Annotated in this window: 24 protein-coding genes; 7 read left to right on the plus strand and 17 right to left on the minus strand. The window is 44.3% G+C overall.

Features of this window, described 5'->3' with window-relative positions; all coding sequences use genetic code 11:
- Window positions 1-11: 11 nt before the first annotated feature.
- The 6 genes from allD to A33I_RS15835 all read right to left on the minus strand — a co-directional run bounded on the left by allD (window position 12) and on the right by A33I_RS15835 (window position 4,790).
- Complete coding sequence (gene allD, locus A33I_RS15810; RefSeq protein ID WP_022629332.1) at window positions 12-1,022, minus strand: ureidoglycolate dehydrogenase; 1,011 nt, start codon at window positions 1,020-1,022, stop codon at window positions 12-14.
- A 15-nt stretch (window positions 1,023-1,037) separates the two neighbouring features.
- Window positions 1,038-1,586, minus strand: coding sequence for a 6-phospho-3-hexuloisomerase (hxlB, locus tag A33I_RS15815; RefSeq protein ID WP_022629333.1), 549 nt, complete (start codon window positions 1,584-1,586; stop codon window positions 1,038-1,040).
- Window positions 1,583-2,212: a 3-hexulose-6-phosphate synthase gene (gene hxlA, locus A33I_RS15820; protein WP_022629334.1), complete on the minus strand. Its 630-nt coding sequence runs from the start codon at window positions 2,210-2,212 to the stop codon at window positions 1,583-1,585. Before hxlA ends, hxlB begins: the two co-directional genes overlap by 4 nt.
- A gap of 9 nt (window positions 2,213-2,221) precedes the next feature.
- Window positions 2,222-3,178, minus strand: a complete 957-nt coding sequence (locus tag A33I_RS15825) for a sugar kinase (protein ID WP_083477675.1) — start codon at window positions 3,176-3,178, stop codon at window positions 2,222-2,224.
- 25 nt (window positions 3,179-3,203) lie between these two features.
- Window positions 3,204-4,205: a substrate-binding domain-containing protein gene (locus A33I_RS15830; RefSeq protein WP_022629336.1), complete on the minus strand. Its 1,002-nt coding sequence runs from the start codon at window positions 4,203-4,205 to the stop codon at window positions 3,204-3,206.
- A 159-nt stretch (window positions 4,206-4,364) separates the two neighbouring features.
- Window positions 4,365-4,790, minus strand: a complete 426-nt coding sequence (locus A33I_RS15835) for a hypothetical protein (protein ID WP_022629337.1) — start codon at window positions 4,788-4,790, stop codon at window positions 4,365-4,367.
- Between the two features lie 149 nt (window positions 4,791-4,939).
- Here A33I_RS15835 and A33I_RS15840 point away from each other — a divergent pair, with 149 nt between their 5' ends.
- From A33I_RS15840 to A33I_RS20355, 7 genes are all read left to right on the plus strand, one after another.
- A complete protein-coding gene (locus A33I_RS15840; RefSeq protein WP_022629338.1) occupies window positions 4,940-5,206 on the plus strand; it encodes a SunI/YnzG family protein in 267 nt (88 codons plus the stop codon).
- Window positions 5,207-5,391: 185 nt separating this feature from the next.
- A complete protein-coding gene (locus A33I_RS15845) occupies window positions 5,392-7,173 on the plus strand; it encodes a zinc ribbon domain-containing protein (protein ID WP_022629339.1) in 1,782 nt (593 codons plus the stop codon).
- Window positions 7,174-7,182: 9 nt separating this feature from the next.
- Complete coding sequence (locus A33I_RS15850; RefSeq protein ID WP_022629340.1) at window positions 7,183-8,382, plus strand: ABC transporter permease; 1,200 nt, start codon at window positions 7,183-7,185, stop codon at window positions 8,380-8,382.
- A 4-nt stretch (window positions 8,383-8,386) separates the two neighbouring features.
- Window positions 8,387-9,550: an ABC transporter permease gene (locus tag A33I_RS15855; protein ID WP_022629341.1), complete on the plus strand. Its 1,164-nt coding sequence runs from the start codon at window positions 8,387-8,389 to the stop codon at window positions 9,548-9,550.
- Window positions 9,538-10,284 carry an ABC transporter ATP-binding protein gene (locus tag A33I_RS15860; RefSeq protein WP_022629342.1) on the plus strand — a complete coding sequence of 249 codons (747 nt, stop codon included), beginning with the start codon at window positions 9,538-9,540 and terminating at the stop codon, window positions 10,282-10,284. Before A33I_RS15855 ends, A33I_RS15860 begins: the two co-directional genes overlap by 13 nt.
- 100 nt (window positions 10,285-10,384) lie before the next feature.
- Window positions 10,385-11,305 (plus strand): LCP family glycopolymer transferase, encoded by a 921-nt coding sequence (locus A33I_RS15865; RefSeq protein WP_031311756.1) that lies wholly within the window; start codon window positions 10,385-10,387, stop codon window positions 11,303-11,305.
- Window positions 11,306-11,489: 184 nt separating this feature from the next.
- A complete protein-coding gene (locus A33I_RS20355) occupies window positions 11,490-11,648 on the plus strand; it encodes an aspartyl-phosphate phosphatase Spo0E family protein (RefSeq protein ID WP_022629344.1) in 159 nt (52 codons plus the stop codon).
- Window positions 11,649-11,704: 56 nt separating this feature from the next.
- Here the strand turns inward: A33I_RS20355 and A33I_RS15870 are convergent, their stop codons facing one another.
- The 11 genes from A33I_RS15870 to A33I_RS15920 all read right to left on the minus strand — a co-directional run bounded on the left by A33I_RS15870 (window position 11,705) and on the right by A33I_RS15920 (window position 22,615).
- Window positions 11,705-11,959 carry a hypothetical protein gene (locus tag A33I_RS15870; RefSeq protein WP_022629345.1) on the minus strand — a complete coding sequence of 85 codons (255 nt, stop codon included), beginning with the start codon at window positions 11,957-11,959 and terminating at the stop codon, window positions 11,705-11,707.
- Window positions 11,960-12,306: 347 nt separating this feature from the next.
- Window positions 12,307-12,741 carry a 3-hydroxyacyl-ACP dehydratase FabZ gene (gene fabZ / locus A33I_RS15875; RefSeq protein WP_012960679.1) on the minus strand — a complete coding sequence of 145 codons (435 nt, stop codon included), beginning with the start codon at window positions 12,739-12,741 and terminating at the stop codon, window positions 12,307-12,309.
- A gap of 306 nt (window positions 12,742-13,047) precedes the next feature.
- Window positions 13,048-14,022: a nuclease-related domain-containing protein gene (locus tag A33I_RS15880; protein WP_022629346.1), complete on the minus strand. Its 975-nt coding sequence runs from the start codon at window positions 14,020-14,022 to the stop codon at window positions 13,048-13,050.
- A 351-nt stretch (window positions 14,023-14,373) separates the two neighbouring features.
- Complete coding sequence (locus tag A33I_RS15885) at window positions 14,374-14,691, minus strand: DNA-directed RNA polymerase subunit beta (RefSeq protein ID WP_022629347.1); 318 nt, start codon at window positions 14,689-14,691, stop codon at window positions 14,374-14,376.
- A gap of 35 nt (window positions 14,692-14,726) precedes the next feature.
- The gene (locus tag A33I_RS15890; RefSeq protein ID WP_022629348.1) at window positions 14,727-15,569 is read right to left on the minus strand and encodes a flagellar hook-basal body protein; all 843 of its coding nucleotides are present in this window, start codon (window positions 15,567-15,569) and stop codon (window positions 14,727-14,729) included.
- 28 nt (window positions 15,570-15,597) lie between these two features.
- The gene (locus A33I_RS15895; protein WP_022629349.1) at window positions 15,598-16,416 is read right to left on the minus strand and encodes a flagellar hook-basal body protein; all 819 of its coding nucleotides are present in this window, start codon (window positions 16,414-16,416) and stop codon (window positions 15,598-15,600) included.
- A gap of 99 nt (window positions 16,417-16,515) precedes the next feature.
- On the minus strand, window positions 16,516-17,517 hold the full coding sequence (gene mreB / locus A33I_RS15900) for a rod shape-determining protein (protein WP_022629350.1): 1,002 nt from the start codon (window positions 17,515-17,517) through the stop codon (window positions 16,516-16,518).
- A gap of 111 nt (window positions 17,518-17,628) precedes the next feature.
- On the minus strand, window positions 17,629-17,916 hold the full coding sequence (gene spoIIID, locus A33I_RS15905; protein WP_012960686.1) for a sporulation transcriptional regulator SpoIIID: 288 nt from the start codon (window positions 17,914-17,916) through the stop codon (window positions 17,629-17,631).
- 431 nt (window positions 17,917-18,347) lie between these two features.
- Window positions 18,348-19,010 (minus strand): 3'-5' exonuclease, encoded by a 663-nt coding sequence (locus A33I_RS15910; RefSeq protein WP_022629351.1) that lies wholly within the window; start codon window positions 19,008-19,010, stop codon window positions 18,348-18,350.
- 34 nt (window positions 19,011-19,044) lie between these two features.
- Window positions 19,045-20,973, minus strand: a complete 1,929-nt coding sequence (locus A33I_RS15915) for a DUF294 nucleotidyltransferase-like domain-containing protein (protein ID WP_022629352.1) — start codon at window positions 20,971-20,973, stop codon at window positions 19,045-19,047.
- On the minus strand, window positions 20,954-22,615 hold the full coding sequence (locus tag A33I_RS15920) for a sodium:solute symporter family protein (protein ID WP_022629353.1): 1,662 nt from the start codon (window positions 22,613-22,615) through the stop codon (window positions 20,954-20,956). The genes A33I_RS15915 and A33I_RS15920 overlap by 20 nt, the downstream gene beginning before the upstream one ends.
- Window positions 22,616-22,626: the final 11 nt, after the last annotated feature.

The raw sequence follows: 22,626 nt of genomic DNA on the forward strand, positions 1-22,626 counted from the left end.
AAACCGATAAATTAGTTAGCTAAATATTCATAAACCGATTTAGTAACAGGCACGCCTTCAGTTAAAGCAACCTCTTCTTTTAACTGTTCTGGTTCTCCTGGAACTAACACTTTGTCAAACCCTTCAGCCGGTTCTACTTGGTGAATTTCATCAATCATTTGGTCCATTGAATCTAAGAAGTCATCAATATTGGTGAACATCGCAGGATTGATCGTAAAGATAAAGTGGCCAAGCTTACGTTTTTTATCATAGTCGCCGTACATTTTGGCAATATTAGGACCGAAGCTTGAACCCGTCATAATTCCAGACATAATATCGACAACCATGCCAAGTCCGTATCCTTTAGGTCCTGCAAATGGCAGTAAGGATGAAACATCATGAGGGTTTGTCGTTGGCTGCCCTTTTTCATCTACGCCCCAGTCACTTGGAATCTCTCCGCCTGCTTCACGAGCATGCAGTACCTTTCCAAATGCTACGTTGCTTGTTGCCATATCAAGAATGACCGGCTTATTTTTACGAGCTGGGAAACCATAAGCAATCGGGTTCGTACCGTAGTAAGGCTTTGCCCCGCCAAAAGGAACGACGATACTATCTGTATGAGTGAGTGCCATACCTACCAGGTTATGTTCCGCTGCTTGCTGCACAAAGTATGAAAGAGCTCCGCAGTGGCTGCTGTTCGTAATTCCAACCATTCCGATTCCGTTCTTTTTCGCCATTTCAATCGAAATATCCATCGCTTCTTTTGTTACAACGTGCCCCATGCCGTCATCTCCATCAAAAATCGCTGAACATGGACCTGTTTCTGTTACTTTAAATTCAGGATTCGGGTTCATTCCGCCTTCATTTAAGCGTTTAACATAATGCTCTGTACGAAGAACTCCGTGTGAACTAACGCCGCGCATATCGGCATGTATTAAAACGTCTGCTACAATTTCAGCATGTTCCCTTACAAGTGATGCATCTGTCAATTTATTTACAACTAACTCTTTAAGCTTTTCTTGTGATACTTTAATATCGGTCATTTATGATTCTCTCCCCTACTCTAAGTTGGCATGCCTGTTTTTCATCTCTTCATGACTGCTTGTTTCTTTCACGGTGTAGATGATGATGGCATCTAGAAGTAAATGTAGACTTTGATCAAATTGATTGCCGAGCGGCTGGATCGTATCCGGCTCAGATTCTCTTCTGTATTTCGTTGCTGCTGGGATGATTAGCACATTGCTGCTCACTTCTGCTAATGGAGACGCGGCATCTGTTGTTACTCCTGCAACCTCAGCCCCTGCCTCTTTGGCTTTCTTTGCAAATTGAACGATCGATCCTGTGGTGCCTGATCCTGAGATGGCTACTAGCAGATCATCTTTCTGGATGCTTGGTGTGATTGTCTCCCCTACTGCGTAAACATGAAACCCTGCATGCATCAGCCTCATCGCAAAGACCTTGCCCATTAGTCCAGAACGCCCTTCTCCTAAAACGAAAATCCGTTTAGCCTGCAGCAGCGCTTTTGAGAGGTCAATCGCTTGATCTTCTTTAACCTGTTGAAGGACTTCATTTACTTCTTTCGCTACTGTATTCAGTGTCGTTTTCAAGTTAAAATCATCTCCTTCATTTTCTGGGCAACAGAGGCTTTATCATCTGCCTTCGTGATCGCACTGCCGACAATTAAGATATCTGGTGAGTGTTGAAGGAATTGCGGCAGTGATTCTTCATTAATTCCACCTGCCACTGACACTTCCATCTCCGCTCTTACTTCTTCAAGTAAGCTGAAAAGCTCTGCTGTGGCAACCTTTCCATCCCCTTGCATATCTTTGCCGATGTGGAGACTAACTAAATCAACACCTAATTCTTTAAGCTCATGTATTCTCTCTTTGCTATCGACCCCTAAGAGGTCAACCATTACTCGCTTCTGATAACTCTTCGCTACCTCGACCATGTCGCGGATCGTCGCATCATGTGCAAATGCCATAACCGTTGTAATATCGGCACCTGCTTCAAATGCCTGCACTGCTTCAGCCTTCCCTGCATCACATGTTTTCATATCTGCTACAATGATGTGTTTGGGGTACGACTGCTTCATTTCTTTTATAATTGAGGTGCCGTATTCTTTAATCACGCCCGTTCCAACTTCAATAAAATCAATTGCTGATTGCGTTTCTTTAAGAATGTCTGTGCATTCCTCTTTTGTTAAACGATCTAGGGCAAGCTGCAGCTTCATGTTACCCGCCTACCTTTCCACTTCTTCTTTCTTACCGAGCCTTACCATCACATCATCAAGATAAGGCAGCCCTTCATTGTCGCCTTGTACACTTACAACCATCGAACCGATTAAGTTTGCAAATGCGAGGGACTCATCGAGAGCGCTTCCATTTAAGTAAGAATAAATGTAGCCGGCGTTAAATCCATCTCCTGCGCCTACTGTATCGACGACCACTTTAGGTTTTACAGGATCAGCATAAATCAGCTCGCCATTGCGGTAGCCGACTGAACCTTCTGCCCCGCGTTTCAGGATAATGTCTCTAATCCCGTATCCTTTGAAAATATCAATATACTCGTCTATTGATTTCTCGCCGTAAAGCAGTTCTGCTTCTTCAACTCCAGATAAGATAATATCTACATAAGGAAGAATAGAATGAAAAGCAGCTTTCGCTTCTTCAATCGTCCACAGCTTCAAGCGCAAGTTTGGATCAAATGAAACCGTAACCCCGTGCTTTTTTGCAAGCTTCACTGCTTCAAGCAAGATGCCTGGATTCTTTTTATCAATCGCTGCGAATACCCCGGTGACATGAAGGACTTTACTGTTTTTAATATAGTCTTCATTTAACGTGTCTTCTGTCAGGACTTGGGTTGGTGAATTATACCGGTAATAATGGGTCGTTCCTGTGCCATCTTCTCTAATCTCTTTAAAATTAAGTGATGTCGGGCACCCTTCAACCAGCTCTACTTCCGATATATCAATCCCTTCACCTCGTACAAAATTGATAATAAATCTGCCAAACTCATCAGCACCGAGTCTTGAGATCCAGCCCGTCTGTAAGCCTAGGCGAGCACAGCCGAGAGCAAAGTTCAGCTCTGCTCCGCCAACCTTTCGCTCAAAGCTTTGGACAAACCTCATTGGGCCAGTCGTTGCTGGATTAAATGTAATCATGGCATCGCCAATTGTAATAACATCTTTTCTCATCATCGCTCTCCCATCTACTTATTTTGTTTTAACTAGATTGTCTCTTGCGTAGAACGGGTTCATAGTACGTCACACAGCTGTGCTCTACAGGAGAGCCTTTAATTCTGTTCAATAATCGTTCCGCTGCGTCTGTACCCATTTCAAAAGCAGGCTGTGCAATCGTTGTCAGCGAAGGATTGAAAAGGCTTGCAAAAGAAACATCATCAACCCCTACGATTGCTAGCTTACTAGGAACTTCGAGACCTTCTTCCTTCACTAATTTCAAGACTTCCATCAACGCTAAATCATTCCCTGCTAATAGTGCATCAGGAGGCTCAGGAAGTTCTAACATCTCTTTTACTGTATCTTTCATAAGAGGAACATCTACACTTTTGATGTATTGTTCATTTAGTTCTAATCCGTGTTTTTCTAAGGCATCCTTATAGCCTTGAATCCGTTCGATACGAGGTGTAATCTTACGAATTAAGGAAGGTGTAATAATGCCAATCCGTTTATAGTTCCTCTCAAGCAAATGTTCTACTGCAAGAGTTATTGCTTTTTTGTTGTCGAGTAGAATGCTAGGCACGTCTAAGCCTTCAATTCTTCTATCTACAAACACAAGCGGGAAATTTTGCTCGACCATCTGCTGAAAAAGCTCGACATTGCCTCCAGTTGGAAAAACAATTAACCCGTCTACTTGCTTAGCTTGCAGCATCTCGACATACTTCTTTTCCTTTTCAGGATCATCATCAGCATTACAAACAATGACATGGAAATCATGTTCATGGCAGTAATCTTCAACGGCTCGGATGACTTGAGTAGAAAAGGAATGAAGAATATTTGCGACAATGACACCGATTGTTGATGTCTTCTTCTGCTTAAGGCTTTTAGCTATGTAGTTCGGCTGATACCCAAGCTTTTCGATCGCTTCCTTAATTCTCTTTTTCGTCTCTACACTCATATAGTCATAACGTTTGTTAATGTACTGAGAGACTGTGCTTTTGGATACATTCGCTTCTTTAGCGACATCCATCATCGTAACCTTTTTCATGAAAACTCCTTTATAAAGCTACCTTCTAAATCGATTTACTAAACCGGTTTACTAAATCGATTTATCTGTATTATAAATGTAAGCGTAAACAATTTCAATAATAAATTTTCAAATAATAAAAAAAGAAATGCGACAAGCCTCCGCTCATCGCATTCCACCTTATTCAATCGTAATATCTGCTACGATTTCATTATTCTGTACAACTTGCACATTAGCGGCTTTATCTTCATGTGCCGCCTTTATTTCTTCGGCAAAGCTTTCAGCAAGAACTTCGACTCGCTCTTCTTCGACACTCTCATCTAGCATAAGAGAGCCGACTGCTGTGTCTCCATCTACAAATACTTGTGCGCCTAGTACGCCTGCCTCCTGCTCAATATTTGCCGTAATCGGCGCTCCGTCTTCAATGTAGTCCGCGCTGTCTACCGGTTCCCCTTCAGCAAAATCTTCTCCTGCTTCTGTTTCTTCTATCTCTTGTTCCTCGTTTGTTTCTTCAGTTTCGTCTTTAACATCCGTTTGCTCTTCGCCTTCAGAACAGCCTGCTAATAGCATAGCGCCTGCTGTTGCTGCGATTAAAAATTTCTTCATATGGTGTGTACCTCCTATGACAAGCTGTTTCTATTTTACTATAAAAGGTTGCTCGTATGTAAGACTAATAGGAAGAATACGAAACCATCTATATTCTCGCATCGTAGCTAAGTAAGAATGAAAATAATGGATGGAAGCTGGTGTGTGCGATGTTTGGACTCTCTGTAAAAAAAGTCAATGAATCGGTCATCATTAAATGGCAGTTTACTAAAGTGGAAATACCTATTTCAGATATTTTAGAAGTATCACTAGATGAGACATATGGCGGGGCGGATCCTTCTGCCATTCGTATCGGAAATCCGAGCGGGGCACTAGATCGTGTTGTACTAAAAACAAAAAAACATACGTATATCCTCTTCACTTCAAACATTCAGAACGTTAAACGGACGCTTGATCAGGCCATTATTCATAGATAACAGACAGATTTAGACAAGCCTTTAGTCTCATTTCTCTGGGATATTTGTCTTTTATTGTCGAAATCATGGAAAGAGCAGTAATTACGGCTTATGATTAGATGTGTTTGTTACCAGTTTCATGGAAAAATAGAGATATAATGAAGCTCGGTTTTCACTTTATTTCATTATAAAAGGAGAGATTGCCAGTGGTATGTAAAAATTGCGGAGCTGCTCTAAAGCAAGATGCAACGGTATGTCCATCTTGCGGCACGGAGGTAGATGAGACAGCAGCAGCTGTAGCACTAGAATATGAGGAGACAGAACACAGCCCCCCTAGTGAAACTGCACCGCCTAAGAAATCCAAAAAGAAAGCCATTATCATTACTTCTGCCGTAGCCGTACTATTAATGGGATTTGCTGCGCTTGCGTTTGGAATGGGCTTATTTATGAGTGATAAGCAGCGCTTCTTGTATGCTGAATACAAATCATTTGAACAGCTTTCAGAAGAATTCCAGAACAAATACGGAGAAGATTTAGCCTTTAACGAATTAACTGTATCAAACCCTTCACGTTCTGAAGTAACTCTTAGCGGGATGCTGAATATGGATGCAGCTACATATGACCCCGATCTTGATATGATCCAAACCATTCTAAATTCCTCGTCTATTACGATGACACAAGAAATGGACCCTGTTGTGAACCAGGCATTTTATGAACTTGGTTTAAATATTCAACAAACAGATGCGCTTACGATAGAAATGATTCAATCAAATGAACAAATGGGATTAAAGGTTCCCTTCCTCTATGATGAATACTTCTATATCAACCTTGATCAATACGGTGATTTCATGCGTATGTTTGACCCATTTTATGACGGAATCGAAAGCCTGGAATCCGCGCAGTACAGCTTAGAAGACTATAAGCTCTCAGAAGCAGAACAAGAAGCTCTTCAATCTAGATACTCAACCTTCTTTATGGATTCATTGAAAGATGAGTACTTTACGGATAACGGAAAAGTAGATTATGAACATAGCGATACAACGCTGAGCTTACGCGAATTGGTCATGGAGCTGTCTCCTGAAGAAGCTTCAGCCTTTTCAAATGAATTTTTCGAGTTTGTTGCAGCTGATGATGAGCTTCACCAGTTAATTGCAGAACGAATTGTCATGACGGGTGATGCCGAAACTTTTGAGCAATTTATAGACCTAGAAGAATTTAATGTTGAAACCATTCAAGCAGAGATAAAAGACGTATTTGAAGACTTAAAAGCAGATGCAGCGAATCTTCAGTTCCCGAACGGATTCACGTCGACGATTCTTGTTGATAACAGCAATATTGTTGTGAACCGTCAAATCAATACAGCCATTTCAACGGAAAACACAAATGAAGCTGGCAGCCTTATGGTTGAGACGAGAAATGTTGAGCTTGATACGAATGAAGTCGACCGTGCAGCCGTCATTACTGTTGCACCTGAAGGACAGCAAGATTCTGAGCTTAATGTAGCGTATACCAACTTAATTGGTGCAGGCGATGGCTCGAGAACAGAAGATATGAACCTCCATGTTTCGATACAGGAATTCGGCACAATATCTGAGCCTTTCAGCCTGTCAATGCAGTCTGAGTTCTTTGGACTTGGGACAGGAGAGCAGCAAGTTGAACGTACATTTGCCGTTATGTCAAACGACATCTCAACGATGGAGCCGCTTTTAACAGGCACATTGAATCAAGAGAAGGAGATTAATTTAAAAGACGAAACAGCCTCTTATAAATACGATTTTACCATTGACCTTAATGACCAGTTTGAGAATGGCTCGCTTTCTGTCGTAGTTGAGTCAGATTCTACGATCATTGAAGAGGTTTCACTCCCAACCCTTGATGGGGATGAAGGAATTAACATAGTGGAATTAACGCAAATGGATATGATGCAGATTACTCAAGATATCGAAATGCGCCTTGGTCAGCTGATGTATGAGCTTGGCTTGTTCTAGGAGAGCAGCATGAAGCATATTGCGGCTTTACTCACTATTCAATTTCATATGTGGATTAAGCAGTGGAAGCTTGGAGTAACAGTTATTGTTACTCCTCTTCTTCTTTTTTCAGCGATTGGACTCATCGTCACTCACCAGCTCACCCCAAGTGATACGATTAATAAAATGTCAGTCGGAGTGGTTGATTTAGATCAGACATTTGAAACGAAACAAGCAATCGGCCAAATGTTTGATAACGAGGATGTCGAACAGGTGATTGAGACGTTTGATACAACTGAAGCAAAAGGGACAGAAATGCTAGCCTCAGGTGAGCTTGATGCGTTAGTGGTCATTCCTGAAGGCTTTAGCGATGATCTTCGCTACGGAATAAACTCCCCTATCACCGTTATTGGTCAAAGCAGTCAGCCGCTGCAATCAGCACTGATCCTTCAGCTCCTAACCGCTGCCAGTCATTATGTCTCAGCTGCTCAAAGCGGTGTGAACGCCGTGCATCATTTTTTGGTGGAGCAGGATGTTTCAGCGGATGTACGGCAAGCTGAGCTGCAGCGAAATATCGTGACATTTTCGCTCGATGCCTTAGGCAGACTTGATGTATTTGATGAAGTGTTAGTCAGCGGGTTATTTCAAGAACATCTCGTGCTGTACTATATCGCATCTTTTCTTGTGTTAGCTGTGATGACGTGGAGCTTTTTTATCGTTCATATCCTGCGCCAAGCATTCGATGCCGCAACCTTTGACCGCTTACGTACACGCGGGATCAATGATTGGCATTTTGCCGGAGCCACCTTTATTAATGCTGCAGCTATCGTTTTTTTAACCGGGGCCGTTGTTGGTTTGCCAGCTATTTATGCTGCTGAAGGTAATGCCTCCTTATTTTTAATAGCAGTGGGAATTGTTCTTCTCGCGCTTTTATTTAGCAGCTTATTTTACGGAATTTCTGTATGGATAAAATCCGAGCAAGGTGTGCAGATCGTCAGCTGGCTGTTCTTTTTAATTGGAGCAACAGCAGGCGGGCATTTTGTTCCTGCTTTTTATTTTCCCGATTGGCTGCAAACCTTAAGTGATTGGACGATAAACAAATGGGCTCTTGATGCAGCTATCGCCCTTCTTCAAGGAACAGCTGCAAGCCTCCAGTCATTATGCTTGTTCGTTATCGGGTCCTTAATATTCGCTGCAACCGGCATATTGGCCAAGAAAGGAGCGAGATAGTCTCATGAAGCTTTTACGTATGGTTCTTTCCAGACTTTTTTATAAGCCGGCTGTCTTGCTGCTCCTTTTCTTGGTACCTATAGGCGGGATGCTGCTTTTTGCCACTCTCCTTGAAAAAGGACAACAAGAAATCGCTATTCCAATTGCTGTGGTAGATGAGGACAACCAGGTCTTTTCGAAATTGCTTGTCACACACCTTTCCAACCAAGACCGGATCTCTGTGATTACAACCACCAGGGAAGATGCCCGGAAAATGCTTTTGAGACATGAAGTCGATTCAGTTTATGTGATTAAGGAGAACTTTGAAGCCGCGTTAAAACAGGGAAACAGGCAAGAGAAGATTGAGGTGTGGACCGCGCCTCAGTCTTTAACGACTGGGATTATAAATGAGATTATCGCTAGTATGGCAGTGAGACTGTCAAGCAGTGTGAATGCTGCTGACCGCGTCCTCGTTTTATCTTCTTTATTAGAGCTTCCGCTTGATGCGGAAGAAAATGTGGTTTGGCAAAGGACATTTGAATACAGCGAAAGCCAGTGGGACCCTGAGCCGCTGCTTACGATCGAGTATAAAGATGTTTCAAGTGACGGTCGGGTAATTGACGTTCAAAGACAGTGGTTAAACCCGTATTTAGGGATGTGGACCTTTTTCACACTGTTGATTGGCATTGTTCTATCAGATTGGGTGCTTCGGGAAAAACAGGTGATCTTTCCGCGGATTCGCTCTACGTTTGCTGGATTACGGAACTATTTATTCGTTCAGTTTATTGTGTATGTCAGTTTCTTTATTCTGCAAGCTTCGGCTTCGTATTTTATCTTACTATCGTTACATAAAGTTGCGCCTAGTGTGAGCTTATTCTTAAGCATGATGCTGTTTGTATGTGTAAGTATGGCCCTTTCCTTTATGCTCGCGGCCTGGAGCAAGAACCTTGTTAGTTATTATATCCTTGGCATGATGGTGGTCGTCGGCTTAAGCCTTTTAGGGGGAAGTTTCATCCCTGTTCATGAACTAGCTGAGGTCCTTCGAGCGGTCTCTGCGTATCTTCCACATTTTGCGGTGATGCATGTGGATTCTGTTTCACCCCTATCCTTAATTGTGAATGGTATTGCCGCTTGTGTCATGCTCACATTAGCGATTAAACGATTGGAGGGAAGAGAATGGTTGAAGTGAATCAGATCGAGGTAAGAAATGTTTCTAAATCGTACGGGAAGAATAAATCCCTTGATCGCCTATCATTATCTGTTAAAGAAGGACAAATCTACGGTCTTCTTGGCGCGAATGGGTCTGGGAAATCAACCCTCCTTAAATTGTTAGCGACGGTCCTGGAGCCTTCTGGCGGAGACATCACCATCGCGGGTTTTGATATAAAAAAGCAAACAAAGCCAATTCGTGAGTTGATCGGCTATGTACCTCAAGAGTTATCGATTTGGGAGGAAGCAACCGTGCTCGAGAATGCTCAGTACTGGAGTGCATTTGCCAGTAAAAAACTCACTAAGTCAGCACTGATTAACCATTTAGAGATGATTGGGCTTGGCGATCGTGCTCATGATAAAGTCAAAACATTATCTGGTGGGATGAAGCGAAAATTAAACATTGTGATCGCCCTCCTCCATGACCCAGAAATCCTCTTAATGGATGAGCCAACTGTCGGGATTGACTTCCAATCAAAATTTGAAATCAATCAATTGATCAAACAGTTAGCGCAAGATGGCAAGACCATTTTATACACGACACATGATGTAGTTGAAGTTCTTTTCTTATGTGATGAAATTGGTGTGTTAAAAGAAGGACAGCTGCATTACTCTGGCACGCTTCAGAAGGCACGTGAGAAGGCCGGATCCGCAGCAAGTACGTTAACCGATGAGGAAGTATTGTACCGTTTAGTGAATGGAGAGTTGTTTTAATTGATGATGCAGGCGACGTCCATTTCCATCGACAGCCATTTTCCTATATAATGAAGTACATTATAACAAAGAACAACTTATACGGAGGGCAGGAATGTCGATGAAACGAGTCTTACTAGTAATTGCAGCTGTCGTTCTTCTTTCAATAACAGGATATGGGGTCTATTTGTGGGCGTCGGTAAATGAGACCGCGCAAGACATGTATGAGCCGATCGAGCGTGAGGAAGAGAAATCAGAAAAACGCGAGGTCAAAGTGGATGTTGAAAACCAGGAGCCTCTCTCCTTTTTAATCTCTGGCGTGGATTCATCTGGAGAAGAGCTTAAAGGGCGGTCGGATACGATGATTGTGCTCACGGTCAACCCGCAAAAGGAATCGATTAAAATGCTCAGCATTCCGCGTGATACCAGAACAGATATCATTGGGCGCGGAACGGTTGAAAAAATTAATCACGCCTATGCGTGGGGCGGGGTTGAAATGGCGATTGACACCGTTGAGAACTTCTTAGATATTCCGATTGACCATTATGTGAGCATTAATATGGAAGGCTTCGTTGGTATTGTCGATGCTCTTGGCGGGGTGACGGTTGATAATGACTTTGAGTTCAGCCAAAGCGGCTACCGGTTCCCAGTTGGTGAGCAGAAGCTTAGCGGCGAGGAAGCTCTTGCCTACTCGCGTATGAGAAAAGAGGATTCGCGGGGAGATTTTGGCCGGAATGACCGGCAGCGTGAAATTGTTGAAGCAGTGATTCTAGAAGCTGCCGATATCTCATCCATTGCACGAGCTGGAGACATACTAGATGCGGTCGGTAGATCAGTACGGACGGATTTAACGTTAAGTGAAATGTGGACGATCCAATCAAACTACCGCGGCGCACGACATCAGGTAGAGCAGCTAGCGCTAGAAGGCGAAAACGAACGGATTGACGGTCTTTATTATGTGATTGTTTCGGATGAAGACCGTAAAGAAATGTCTAATGAGCTAAGAGAGCATCTCGAACTGCCAATTGAATCAAACGAATAAAAGGTGATGACAGCAACTAGTCATCATCTTTTTTGTTTTTCTTAAATGGACAAAATACTGAAATCTGTTCAAATAATGGTGGTATTCCCATGGAAAATCCAGTAGAATAGGAAATAACTACTAATAAGTATACTTATATTTTTGAAGAGAACAGCTAAAAAATCAACCATAACGGGTGAATACTATGAATAAAGAGAGCTTGCTTTTAGTGATCGAATCCAAGCGTGAAGAGCTACATGTCTCAGCACTCAGGTTCGGGATGAACTCAAAAGAAGTATTGCAGATAAGTGAGGAGTTAGATAAACTGATTTTCACCTACCAGACCCTGAAATCATGTTCGTAACCACAGAAAAAACCCCGCTTAGGCGGGGTTTTTTGTATTGTAGAATCAGACTAGAATTAGTTAGTAGCTTCTTCGTCTTCTTCTTCGATATCCATTTCTTCGTCTTCAGCTGGCTCTTCATCTAGAGCTGGCTCTTCTTCCATTGGCTCTTCGTCAGCTGGCTCATCCATAGCAGGCTCTTCAGCAGGCTCATCCATTGCTGGATCTTCTACTGGCTCGTCTACTGCCGGCTCATCTGCTGGCTCTCCACATGCTGCTAATACACTTAAAGATAATACAGCTGCTGCTGTTGTCATCATAAATTTTTTCATTGATAATACCCCCTGATTATTTATCTGACTAACGTATTGGGTTTATGAGTGCGTGACTCATTTGCCTTGCTGTTAGTCTGTGTACATCCTACCAAGCTTATGCGCAATCGTCTATAGGTTGCAGGTTTTTTTGGTAAGATCTAGGCATCTTCCCAAGGTGTCACACAGTTTATCACAAACTAGGATTATGTCGAATCCTAGTCGAACGCTGATGTACCAAGGGTTACAGGAATGTTTTTGTTTTGCCGGCTTCATCCCGGTTCTTTATGCGGCAAGCAAGCCGTTCGGCCGGTTGGAGATTGTGTGCATTGCTATGTATGTGTTCGGCCGGCCTTTACAGAGGCTGTTTAAGCATTTTTGATGGCAAACATAATGTCTGTCTCAACTGCAACCTCGCCGTTTACTGTGGCAATTGCATGTCCTTTGCCGATTGGTCCTTTAAGGCGTGTGATCTCTACTTCTAGTTTCAATTGATCTCCTGGTACGACTTGACGCTTAAAGCGGCAGTTATCAATACCTGCGAAAAATGCGAGCTTGCCGCGGTTTTCTTCTTTTTTTAGCATGGCTACTGCACCGACTTGTGCAAGTGCTTCAATAATGAGGACACCAGGCATAACCGGATAGTCAGGGAAATGTCCGTTAAAGTATTCTTCGTTCGCTGTGACATTTTTGAGTCCTACTGCTCGTTCACCTTCAGTGATTTCAAGAATACGGTCGATCAGCAAAAATGGATAGCGGTGCGGAATAATCTCTTTGATTTCTTCAATTGTTAATTCGCTCATGGTTAGACTTCCTTTCAGTGGTGGGATTTTGATGAGTTTATTATAGCATATGAGAGGTGCGTGGGCATGAGGCGGATGGGTGGGCGGTGGATGGACATGCGGGTAATTGCGTCAGTTGGAGGGGTTATTTGACTAGTTGCTTGGGTAATTGTGCGGGTTCAGACTGTAATTGCGTCGGTCTTGGATGTTATTGCGCCGGTTGCTGCTAATAGCGTCAGTCTTAGGCCGGATTGCGCCGGTTGACCAGACTATTGTATTGACTCCGGCTATAATTGCGCCGGTTCCCCCCCTCCCTCGCCATACCTCTCACTTCAAGCCAATTCTCTCTAGGCTGTAAGTGGTCCCTTTTGTCATGCCGTTTCGCTTTAATGTGAGCTGCCTTAATATTTTGTTGGCAATATTTCGTGTGGGCACGCCAAGAAAGCGCCTGAGCTCTTTATTTGTGATGGATTCATTAATGAGCAGACGGTAGTCGGTGAGTGCATCGACAAACGGCGTACGCGAGTGATAACTGCAGTATGCGCATAACCAGCCTCCATATACCTTTCGCATCGGAAGCGCATTGCAGTGAGCACAGTGAATGCCTGTTAAAAGCTCGTTCGGATGAAGTTTAAAGTAACTTAAAATATTTGGTGTGTAGGAAGTGTGCTGACTTATCAGCTGTTTAATGAGGGCTTCACCTTGCTTATCGGATAATTTTGATGGCGAGCCTTTCTGAAGAAGTTCGGAGAGGACATACGGCACTTTGGCCAGGTGGAGGATCTTTAAGCGCTGCTCACGTGTACCGCCGCTTACTTCGATTTTAGAATTTGGATTTGCTACAAGGATGAGTGAATAGATAGGAATGTCAGGGAAAGCTTGCTGCTTCAGCCATTCGGCGAGGAACTGCTCTTGTCTTGCCACTTGCAGGATGGGGTCTGGAAATACTTCTTCCTTTCCTTGTATGGAACGGATCAGCTGGTTGTATTCTAGATCAAAATGCAGCGTGCCGGATAGATTTTTCACCTCGAGAATGAGAATAAATGCTGGAGCAATGATTATAGAATCCATTTGAAAATGTTGACCGTTTAGAGGAAGCCTGATGTCGTGCAGCACGGAATATTGATCGCTGTTAAACGGGTCGAGGAAGTAATCGAGGGATTGTTCACCTTTTAAACCGGCTTGGTACTTGTACAGCTCTTCTTCTATTGCATTCTTTTTGGAGTGGTGCGGGGCTAGTCTTCTATGAAGGGCTTCAATTTGGAGCAGATGAATCGGGGTTTCGCGCTGTTTTCGGATCATATGCAGGCCTCCTGATAATTAGTAAAGTTAATTATTCGACTAAGGTCGGGAAAACCCTTTATTTTGTGACAAATTTTTTTTGATGCGGTTGGTGAGGGAGCAGCCGTATGGTGGATTGCGTTGGTTCAGAGGCTTATTGCGCGGGTGTGCTTGGCTAATGCGCCTATCTATAGGGTTATTGCGTCTGTATGAAGGGTAATTGCGTCAGTCGGCTGTTTATGCGCCGATTGGGGACGGTATTGCGTCGGTGTAAGCTGGAATTGTATCTAGTTGAGGTGTAATTGCGCCTGTTGACCTCACGCTAACATCAGCCCAAAACAAAAAACCACCTCAAAAGGTGGTTTTCACTAACTAATTCCCTTGCATCATATCAAGAATATGGTACCAGGTTTCTGGTTTGAGGGCGTCAGACACGTCGCCATCGCCGATGACCCCGTAGCCAATAATGATTCCAAGAAGAAGACTGCCGCCGACAAGAACGGTTACGATAATAAGACGGAGCCAAATTGGAATCAGACGGATGCGCTCTTTTTTTGGTCCTTTTTTGCGCATACCGAAGCGTCTCTTTTTCGGTTCTTCCTCCTCACCTGCTGCAACAGGAGTTTCTTCCGCTTCTGTCTTAGCAGCTTCTTGTTCAGTTGTCGTTGGGTGTCTCTCTTGTTCAGTCATCTTCTTCTCCTCATTTGCACAAACGCTGATTTCAATTAACGGCGGATCCCGTTAATTAAACCGTTCATTTCATCTGCCATAGAAAGGGCACGTGCATTGAATTGATAGTGTCGCTGGGTATTAACTAACTCGGTCATCTCTTGGCCGATATTTACATTTGATGCTTCTAGTGAAGATTGAATTAATCTCCCCTCATCACCTGCAACTTGCTCAAACACATCAGCTTCAGCAAATCCTAGTCCAGCAAGGTCTGGGATTTTAAACCCTGAGTCTCCTGCTGCTTCAAGTAAATGCGGCTTTAACACACGAATCAGCTGTAATTGACCTAGATCTTGGGTTGTGCCGTCATTTAATATGGCTTCAAGCTCACCAGTTGCTGAGAGTTTAATTTCTGAGAAGTTCATCGGGAGGGTAAACCGGTTGCCTCCCCCGTCTAGTAAAAAGTCTCCTTTTGCATTCACAATGGTTAACGCATTAGGATTTTGTGGATCTTCACTTAAGTAAAAAGACCCATCGCGTGTTAGATACGAGGTAGCTTGTCCATTTTCCACAGATTCTACTTCAAAAAAATGATCACGTTCAGCAATCGCAAAATCAAGCTCTCGTCCTGTTTGCATAATGGCCCCCTGCTCCATCCGAAGAGCGGTCTGAGCAATCTTTGCTCCTGCACCGACGCGGATTCCGTTTGGCGTCAGCCTTCCGGTTTCATAGCGTGTGTCCGTGTTGTTATTAACCTGCTGGAATAACAGGTCTGAAAACGTGGCTTCACGGCGCTTAAAGCCTGTTGTGTTGCTGTTTGCCATGTTATGTGAGAGTGTATCCATTTTACGCTGCAGCTGCCCCATGGTTACAGAAGCTGATATCATCGAAAGATTCATCGTTCCATCCTCACTTTCTGTTCAGCCATTAGCCTAACCGCCCGACTTCATTAACAGCTTTATCCAAGCTTTGATCATAGGCTTGAAGAATACGCTGGTTCGCTTCAAATGAGCGGTATGCACTCATCATTTCCGTCATTGTCTGTGAGGCGTCAACGTTCGAGCGTTCAATAAAGCCTTGCTGGAGCTGATAGTTGATCTCAGCATTTCCAATTGCAGTCGGCAGCTCCCCTTCTTCTGTATAACGAAGCAGGCCGTCTCCTTCTTTCACAAGCAACATTGGGTCTTCTGCGTAAGCCAAGTTAATTTGGCCAATCACTGCACCATCTGATGAAGTTATTGTACCATTTGGGTCAAGCGTGAAATTCTCATCACCTACTTGAAGCGGCTCTCCGTTCGTGCCAAGAACATACTGCCCTTCCGTCGTTGTCAGAAATCCAGCCCCGTCTATCGTAAAGTTTCCGTTACGGCTGTATAGGATCTCATCATTAGATTGAATCGTATAAAATAATGCACCCGGACGCCCTGCCTCTCCTTCAGGCAGTACCCCTTGAACCAGTGCAATATCGGTTGAATTGCCTGTTTCATTGATGTCTCCTTGACGGAAGTTCGGCATGCGTTCTTGCAAATAGACACCTGTTGCGAGCTCTCCGATAATCGGTGCTTGAGCGCCCTTAGGTCCTTGTGTGTCCATTGCTTTGATCAGCATGTTTGGAAACGCACGCAGTGATGCTTGGTCGGCTTTGTATCCTGGAGTATTCGCATTGGCTAGGTTGTTGGTCAGCATTTCTTGGCGCTGCTGTTGGGCAATCATCCCTGCTGCTGCGCCGTACAATCCTCTAAGCATTGTGTTCCTCCTTGGTTCACTGTTTATATAATTAAGCACGAAAACATGCGGCATGGATTCGTCCCTATGCCACATGTATCGGTATGTTTTAGGTTCTTGTTAAATTTTAACTTTCTTTGATATGCGGTCAAGGTTCTCAAGCATGATGCCTGTTCCTTTTGCCACACAATGCATTGGATCCTCTGCTACAAGTACCGGAAGCTTCAACTCTTCTGCTAGAAGCTGATCGATACCGTGTAGAAGAGCTCCGCCGCCTGTTAAGATAACACCGCGGTCAATAATGTCTGCTGACAGCTCTGGAGGCGTTTGCTCAAGGACTTGCTTAGCAGCTTGTACAATATATGAAACCGATTCAAGCAACGCTTCCTCTATTTCCTTTGAGTGTACCGTAATTGTCTTAGGAAGTCCACTTACCATATCGCGTCCGCGAATCTCCATTTCCTCTTCACGCGCACCCGGAAATACTGTTGCGACTTGCATCTTAATGTTCTCAGCTGTACGTTCTCCGATAAGAAGTTTATACCTCTTTTTGATGTAAGTTAAGATGTCAGAATCGAATCTGTCACCAGCTACTTTGATGGAAGAGGCGGTGACGATATCACCCATTGAAAGAACAGCAACATCTGTTGTCCCACCGCCTATGTCGACTACCATGTTACCGCTTGGCTGGAAAATATCCATTCCGGCTCCGATTGCAGCAACTTTCGGTTCCTCTTCCAAATACACGTTCTTCCCGCCGCTCTTCTCAGCTGCTTCGCGAATCGCTTTTTGCTCAACAGATGTAATATTTGTCGGGCAGCAAATTAAAATGCGCGGCTTTGAAAACATGCTTTTGACATTGATCTTGCCAAGAAAATGCTTCAGCATCGATTCTGTCATTTCAAAGTTTGCGATGACGCCGTCCTTCATTGGGCGCATGGCAACAATATTTCCTGGTGTGCGTCCAACCATGCGGAACGCTTCTTCTCCGACAGCTAGAACTCTCTTTGACTGTGTATCGACTGCAACTACTGAGGGCTCATCTAAGACAATACCGCTACCTTTTACATAGACTAGGACGTTCGCAGTACCTAAATCAATTCCAATATCTCTACCAAACATGATTCTTTTTCCTCCCTGTTTTACCGAACATGATCGTATCTACTGATTACGATATACCTAATTGTAAATTTTATCACAGATTGTTCAGACAGGGATAATAATTTCTGCAAATTATTGACGACTTTTTACAATTTGCTGTACAGGCTCTTCTTGTGTCTTCTTGTATTTCACTTTCGTCGCTTCGCCGCCCCGAAGATGACGAATAGATTTGTGATATTCAAGAATTTCTTTTACTTCATTTGCGAGCTCTGGGTTGATCTCTGGCAAGCGTTCTGTTAAGTCTTTATGAACGGTACTTTTGGATACCCCAAACTCCTTTGCAATGGTCCGCACCGTTTTCCTCGTCTCGACGATATACTTGCCAATCTTGATCGTTCGCTCTTTGATGTAATCGTGCACACGTCTCGCCTCCCTAATTCTGTGTTGGTGATTGGTACAGTTTATTAGGGAGATTAAGCAGATATACCACATTTTAAAGAGGACGAGGGCTATTTTCAGACTTTTTTTACATATTTGGGTGATTGGAGAGTATTTTTCGGGGTTGCAGAGTGGGGCGGAAAGCTTTTGGTAGGGGGATTGCGCCAGTTCGCGGCCTAATTGCGCTGCTCTCAGGTGGAATTGTGTGGGTTGATTAAGTATATGCGTCACTTCAACAGCTTATTGCGCCGGTTGACACTTATTGCGCCTGTCTCCTGGCTTATTGCGCCGCTCCGACTGGCTTATGCGCCGGTTGAGGCTGTAATTGCGTCACTCTCAGTCAACACCTTCCCGCCGCCTAAAACCGCATTACACAAAAAAACGCGGCCTCGGCCGCGTTTTTCCTCCTCTTATTAAAACACTACACCCTTTGTCGTGGAGCTGCCGATCTCCATTAGATCAGCGAGCGTCGTCTTGCCCCGGTCTTCTAGATGACGCATCAGCTCACAGAATAGATGGGCAGTGGTCATCGCATCTCCTAGCGCTTGATGGCGCTCATAGACGAGGGTGCCGAATTGCAGCGCATATACCTCAAGGTCGCGCATGTCACGTGAGGGGTTGAGGTAACCGATTAAATCGAGTGTATCGACGACTAGCGGGGTGTCGTATGTGTATTTATGACGCAAAAGCTCCTTTTTGACGACCATCATATCAAAGCTGACATAATGGCCAACCCACAGATTGCTGTCAATGTCTTCATTGAATTGAAAGAATCGCTCAAGAGCTTCGAGTGAGGACGGCGCATCTTTCACCTTTTCCCCGGAAATACCGGTCAGACTCGTAATCTTTTCTGGGATTTCTCGTTCAGGATTGACGAACGTTTGAAAGGTCTGCTCCTGAACCTCCAAACCAGCCACCCGCACCCCAGCAATTTCAATCATCCGATCTGCCCCATTAATGGCGAACCCTGTCGTTTCTGTATCAAATATCGTAAAGGTTAAATCACGAATATGCGTGTTTAGCGGGACCTCTGATTGCAGCTGATAATTAAGCTTTTGCTTTTTCCAAAACATCATGACACACACCTCCTAGTCGTCGCGTAATGCTCCTTTAATACATGCCAAATGCGCCTAATGTTTGATTTTGCAAACTGCGAATCGTTCTTAAGGCAATCATCAGCTCTTCTTTGTCTTTTGTACGCAAATGGGCAAAATGAATTTTGCTCGTTCTCTCTGTATCAGATTGATAGCTTTGCCATGCTTGATCTACACGGATTGAAAGAACAACCTCATAGGCAAAGCGGATTTCATCAGCTGTTTTAGCATCAAATACATCAATTTCTACTAAACGATCGAGTCGCTCTAGCGGTGTTCCTTCAAATATGCCGTGATGTGCTGATAGCAGCTGCAAACAATGATGGAGCGGGAAGAGGGCATGCATCTTAATATCAATCGACTCCCGCTTCATACGGAACAACGCTCGAATTGGATGATCAAGCGTCGGCACTGGGTGCTCTTTCTCCTGCTCTGCCATCCGATATAAGAAGATTTTCGACTTCGTTAAAATCTCTTCAACCACACCGACAAATTGATCATGGAGCTCAGGGTCACCGTAAAGAAGACGATAGGACAAGAAATTATGGCCGAGTAGAATATTGTCATTCGTCGAGCGCAGACTCCAGCCCCGCAGACGCTCTTCCCATTTCTTCATTGACCCGCGCCATTGTGACTCGCTTGCCATCATGAGTCCCTTACAGCGCTTATACCCTGCTTGCTCAAGATGACGCACAATTTCTGTGCCGAGTTCCGCAAAATAGGTCTCTACTTGCTCACGTTTTTCATCTCCGACATCTTCATAGACGAGGAAGTGATCCTGATCCGTTAACATAAACTGCTCCGCTCGCCCCCCGCTCCCCATCATGTACCAGTTGAACCTGACAGGCGGTGCTCCGAATCCACGGTCTTCTACCGCACGCACAGCAAGCGTTACCGCATGCTTCACGAGGCGGTCGTACAGCTTCGTAATCACATTTAACAGATGAGTTGTTGGAATGCGGTCTTGAATTAAATTGCTAAGCACATCATAGATTGCTGGTTTCATTGCATCAATTGTCTCAAAATCAGATTCCTCTATTGTATGGAGGATCTCCATTGTGCCGCGGTTTTTCTTACGCAGAAGATCCGATAGCGTACACATGCCGACAACACGGCCGCGCCTCATTACCGGCAGGTGCTTAATCCCGTTCATAAGAAAGCTCGACATTGCTTCATAATAGAAGGCATCATCAGCGATTATAAATGGATTAGCAGTCATCACTTCTTTGGCCACAATCCCTGGTCCGCCTCCATTTGCAACCACTCGGGCCACAAGGTCTTTTTCAGTGATAATGCCAATTAATTGATCGCCGTCATTTAACACGACGACTGAACTTGTGCCGCGCTCGACCATGGTTGCTGCGACATCTTGCACATCATCATCCTGGTCGACAACAATCACCGGTTCGGTCATCACGTCATGAATTCGGCGGATAAAAGGTTCACTTTCGCCAAAATGACTCGCTTGTTTCATTTGTTCTGCGAGAGATTGATAGATATCACGCAATCTGATCGACGCTTGGCGAAGCATAAAGTCACGAACCGTGTCATCATGCCAGCGCGCTTCAATGACTGGGTACGGGATATGCAGGCAAACAGCCTCCTCTACTGCCCGGACCTCGACTGCATATTGATCGGGATTCTCGCTCTTTTCGCCGAGAAAATCAGCAAGACTTGAGAAGCCGATCATATCGCCTTTTTGAAGCACCTCTAATACCTCTTCTGAATTTGAGTCCCTGCCACTGACAAAAACTTCTGCCACCCCTTTTAGGATAAGCAGAAGTCCTTCGCGCGGTGTCTTGGAGTAAAGTACTTTTTGTGATTTTCCGTAGTGTTTGAGTTCACATGTTTCTAAGAGATCCCGCAATTCGTCGGCTGTTGTGCCGACAAATAGCGGGTGAGTGTGTATGTCTTGAATAATTTGTTTATCTGCCTGAGGATTCATCCATCCATACCTCTCCGTCTTTATACGTCATTTGTTCAGGATAACGTAAATCTACGACTTCATCTTGAAGTTTTTGAGATGGCGCTGCCGTCATTTTCGATACAAGAATTGTAACGATGAAGTTAATCGGCACCCCAATCAGACCTGCTCCTGTATCTTGAATACCGAAGAGCGTAATGCCGCTGCGTGCTAGTAAGATATATGTGAGTGTAACGGATAGTCCAACGAGCATCCCTGCAATTGCACCTTTTGCGTTGGCACGTTTCCACCATACCCCGAGTAGGAGAACAGGGAAGAAGGTACCGCCGGCAAGCGCAAAGGCCCAGGCAACAATTTGCGTAATAACCCCTGGCGGATTAAGCGCAACAACCCCAGCTACAATCGTCGCAAGCACGATCGCCCAACGCCCTGCAGCAAGACGCTTCTTATCACTCGCATTTGGATTCACAAGACGATAATAAATATCATGAGCAAATGATGATGAAATGGTGATTAATAGACCACCAGCAGTCGATAAGGCTGCGGCCATCGCACCGGCCGCGACTAGTCCGATAACAAAAACGCCAAGGTTTGCGATCTCTGGTGTCGCCATTACGACGATATCATTTGAAATGACAATCTCTTCCCATTGCAGGATTCCATCACCGTTTTGGTCGGCTACTTGTAAGAGTCCTGTGTTAACCCATGTTGTTGTCCAAGCTGGCAGCTCATCAATCGGCTGACCTGCTACACGCGTCATTAAGATGAAACGAGAGAAGGCAGCGTATGCTGGTGCTGATAAGTAAAGTAATGCGATAAAAACAAGCGCCCAAGCACCACTCCAACGTGCTGCTTTCATCGTTGTTACCGTGTAGAAACGAACGATAACGTGAGGAAGCGCTGCTGTACCAACCATTAAGGTAAACATCAGGGCAATAAACTGTGATTTTTCACTTTCAGCAAACGGAGCAAAGTACTCCGAAATCCCGAGCTCTCTGTCAAGCTCACCTAGCTGCGTGACAATGTTTCCATATGTAAGCCATGGTAATGGATTACTTGTAATTTGAAGTGACATAAACACGATCGGAATAATGTAGGCAATGATTAAGATAATGTACTGCGCTACCTGTGTCCAAGTGATCCCTTTCATCCCGCCAAGAGTCGCATAGATCGCAATAACAACGACCCCGATCATCGTTCCATACATTGCCGGGATATTTAAAATACGTCCAATAACAACCCCGGAACCAGACAATTGTCCGATAATGTAGGTAAAACTGATGATAATCGTTGCAATCGCTGCGATTAAGCGCGCTGTGTTACTCCCAAAACGGTCACCGATAAATTCCGGCACAGTGTAACGACCGTATTTACGAAGCTGTGGTGCTAGTAAGAAGGTTAAGAATAAATAACCGCCAGTCCAACCCATGATGTAAGCAAGACCGTCATACCCAAGGATCATAACCGTACCGGCCATCCCGATAAAGGATGCCGCACTCATCCAGTCCCCGCCAATCGCCATACCATTCCAGAATGGTGGTACGCCGCGGCTTGCTACATAGAAGTCAGAAGTTGCTTTTGCTCGGTTATATACGGAAATACCGATATAAAGTCCAAACGTTGCCATAATCATTAATAACGATACTATCGTCTGTTGGTCCACAATGATGTCCC

It is taken from the genome of Alkalihalophilus marmarensis DSM 21297 (assembly GCF_000474275.2).
GTDB lineage: Bacteria > Bacillota > Bacilli > Bacillales > Bacillaceae_D > Alkalihalophilus > Alkalihalophilus marmarensis.

What these genes read in the sequence shown, in the direction of transcription:
- allD (WP_022629332.1), bottom strand. Translation starts at nt 1,022, where the DNA reads ATGACCGATATTAAAGTATCACAAGAAAAGCTTAAAGAGTTAGTTGTA.
- hxlA (WP_022629334.1), bottom strand. Translation starts at nt 2,212, where the DNA reads ATGAAGCTGCAGCTTGCCCTAGATCGTTTAACAAAAGAGGAATGCACA.
- A33I_RS15825 (WP_083477675.1), bottom strand. Translation starts at nt 3,178, where the DNA reads ATGATGAGAAAAGATGTTATTACAATTGGCGATGCCATGATTACATTT.
- A33I_RS15830 (WP_022629336.1), bottom strand. Translation starts at nt 4,205, where the DNA reads ATGAAAAAGGTTACGATGATGGATGTCGCTAAAGAAGCGAATGTATCC.
- A33I_RS15835 (WP_022629337.1), bottom strand. Translation starts at nt 4,790, where the DNA reads ATGAAGAAATTTTTAATCGCAGCAACAGCAGGCGCTATGCTATTAGCA.
- A33I_RS15840 (WP_022629338.1), top strand. Translation starts at nt 4,940, where the DNA reads ATGTTTGGACTCTCTGTAAAAAAAGTCAATGAATCGGTCATCATTAAA.
- A33I_RS15850 (WP_022629340.1), top strand. Translation starts at nt 7,183, where the DNA reads ATGAAGCATATTGCGGCTTTACTCACTATTCAATTTCATATGTGGATT.
- A33I_RS15855 (WP_022629341.1), top strand. Translation starts at nt 8,387, where the DNA reads ATGAAGCTTTTACGTATGGTTCTTTCCAGACTTTTTTATAAGCCGGCT.
- A33I_RS15860 (WP_022629342.1), top strand. Translation starts at nt 9,538, where the DNA reads ATGGTTGAAGTGAATCAGATCGAGGTAAGAAATGTTTCTAAATCGTAC.
- A33I_RS15865 (WP_031311756.1), top strand. Translation starts at nt 10,385, where the DNA reads ATGAAACGAGTCTTACTAGTAATTGCAGCTGTCGTTCTTCTTTCAATA.
- A33I_RS20355 (WP_022629344.1), top strand. Translation starts at nt 11,490, where the DNA reads ATGAATAAAGAGAGCTTGCTTTTAGTGATCGAATCCAAGCGTGAAGAG.
- A33I_RS15870 (WP_022629345.1), bottom strand. Translation starts at nt 11,959, where the DNA reads ATGAAAAAATTTATGATGACAACAGCAGCAGCTGTATTATCTTTAAGT.
- fabZ (WP_012960679.1), bottom strand. Translation starts at nt 12,741, where the DNA reads ATGAGCGAATTAACAATTGAAGAAATCAAAGAGATTATTCCGCACCGC.
- A33I_RS15880 (WP_022629346.1), bottom strand. Translation starts at nt 14,022, where the DNA reads ATGATCCGAAAACAGCGCGAAACCCCGATTCATCTGCTCCAAATTGAA.
- A33I_RS15885 (WP_022629347.1), bottom strand. Translation starts at nt 14,691, where the DNA reads ATGACTGAACAAGAGAGACACCCAACGACAACTGAACAAGAAGCTGCT.
- A33I_RS15890 (WP_022629348.1), bottom strand. Translation starts at nt 15,569, where the DNA reads ATGAATCTTTCGATGATATCAGCTTCTGTAACCATGGGGCAGCTGCAG.
- A33I_RS15895 (WP_022629349.1), bottom strand. Translation starts at nt 16,416, where the DNA reads ATGCTTAGAGGATTGTACGGCGCAGCAGCAGGGATGATTGCCCAACAG.
- mreB (WP_022629350.1), bottom strand. Translation starts at nt 17,517, where the DNA reads ATGTTTGGTAGAGATATTGGAATTGATTTAGGTACTGCGAACGTCCTA.
- A33I_RS15910 (WP_022629351.1), bottom strand. Translation starts at nt 19,010, where the DNA reads ATGATGTTTTGGAAAAAGCAAAAGCTTAATTATCAGCTGCAATCAGAG.
- A33I_RS15915 (WP_022629352.1), bottom strand. Translation starts at nt 20,973, where the DNA reads ATGAATCCTCAGGCAGATAAACAAATTATTCAAGACATACACACTCAC.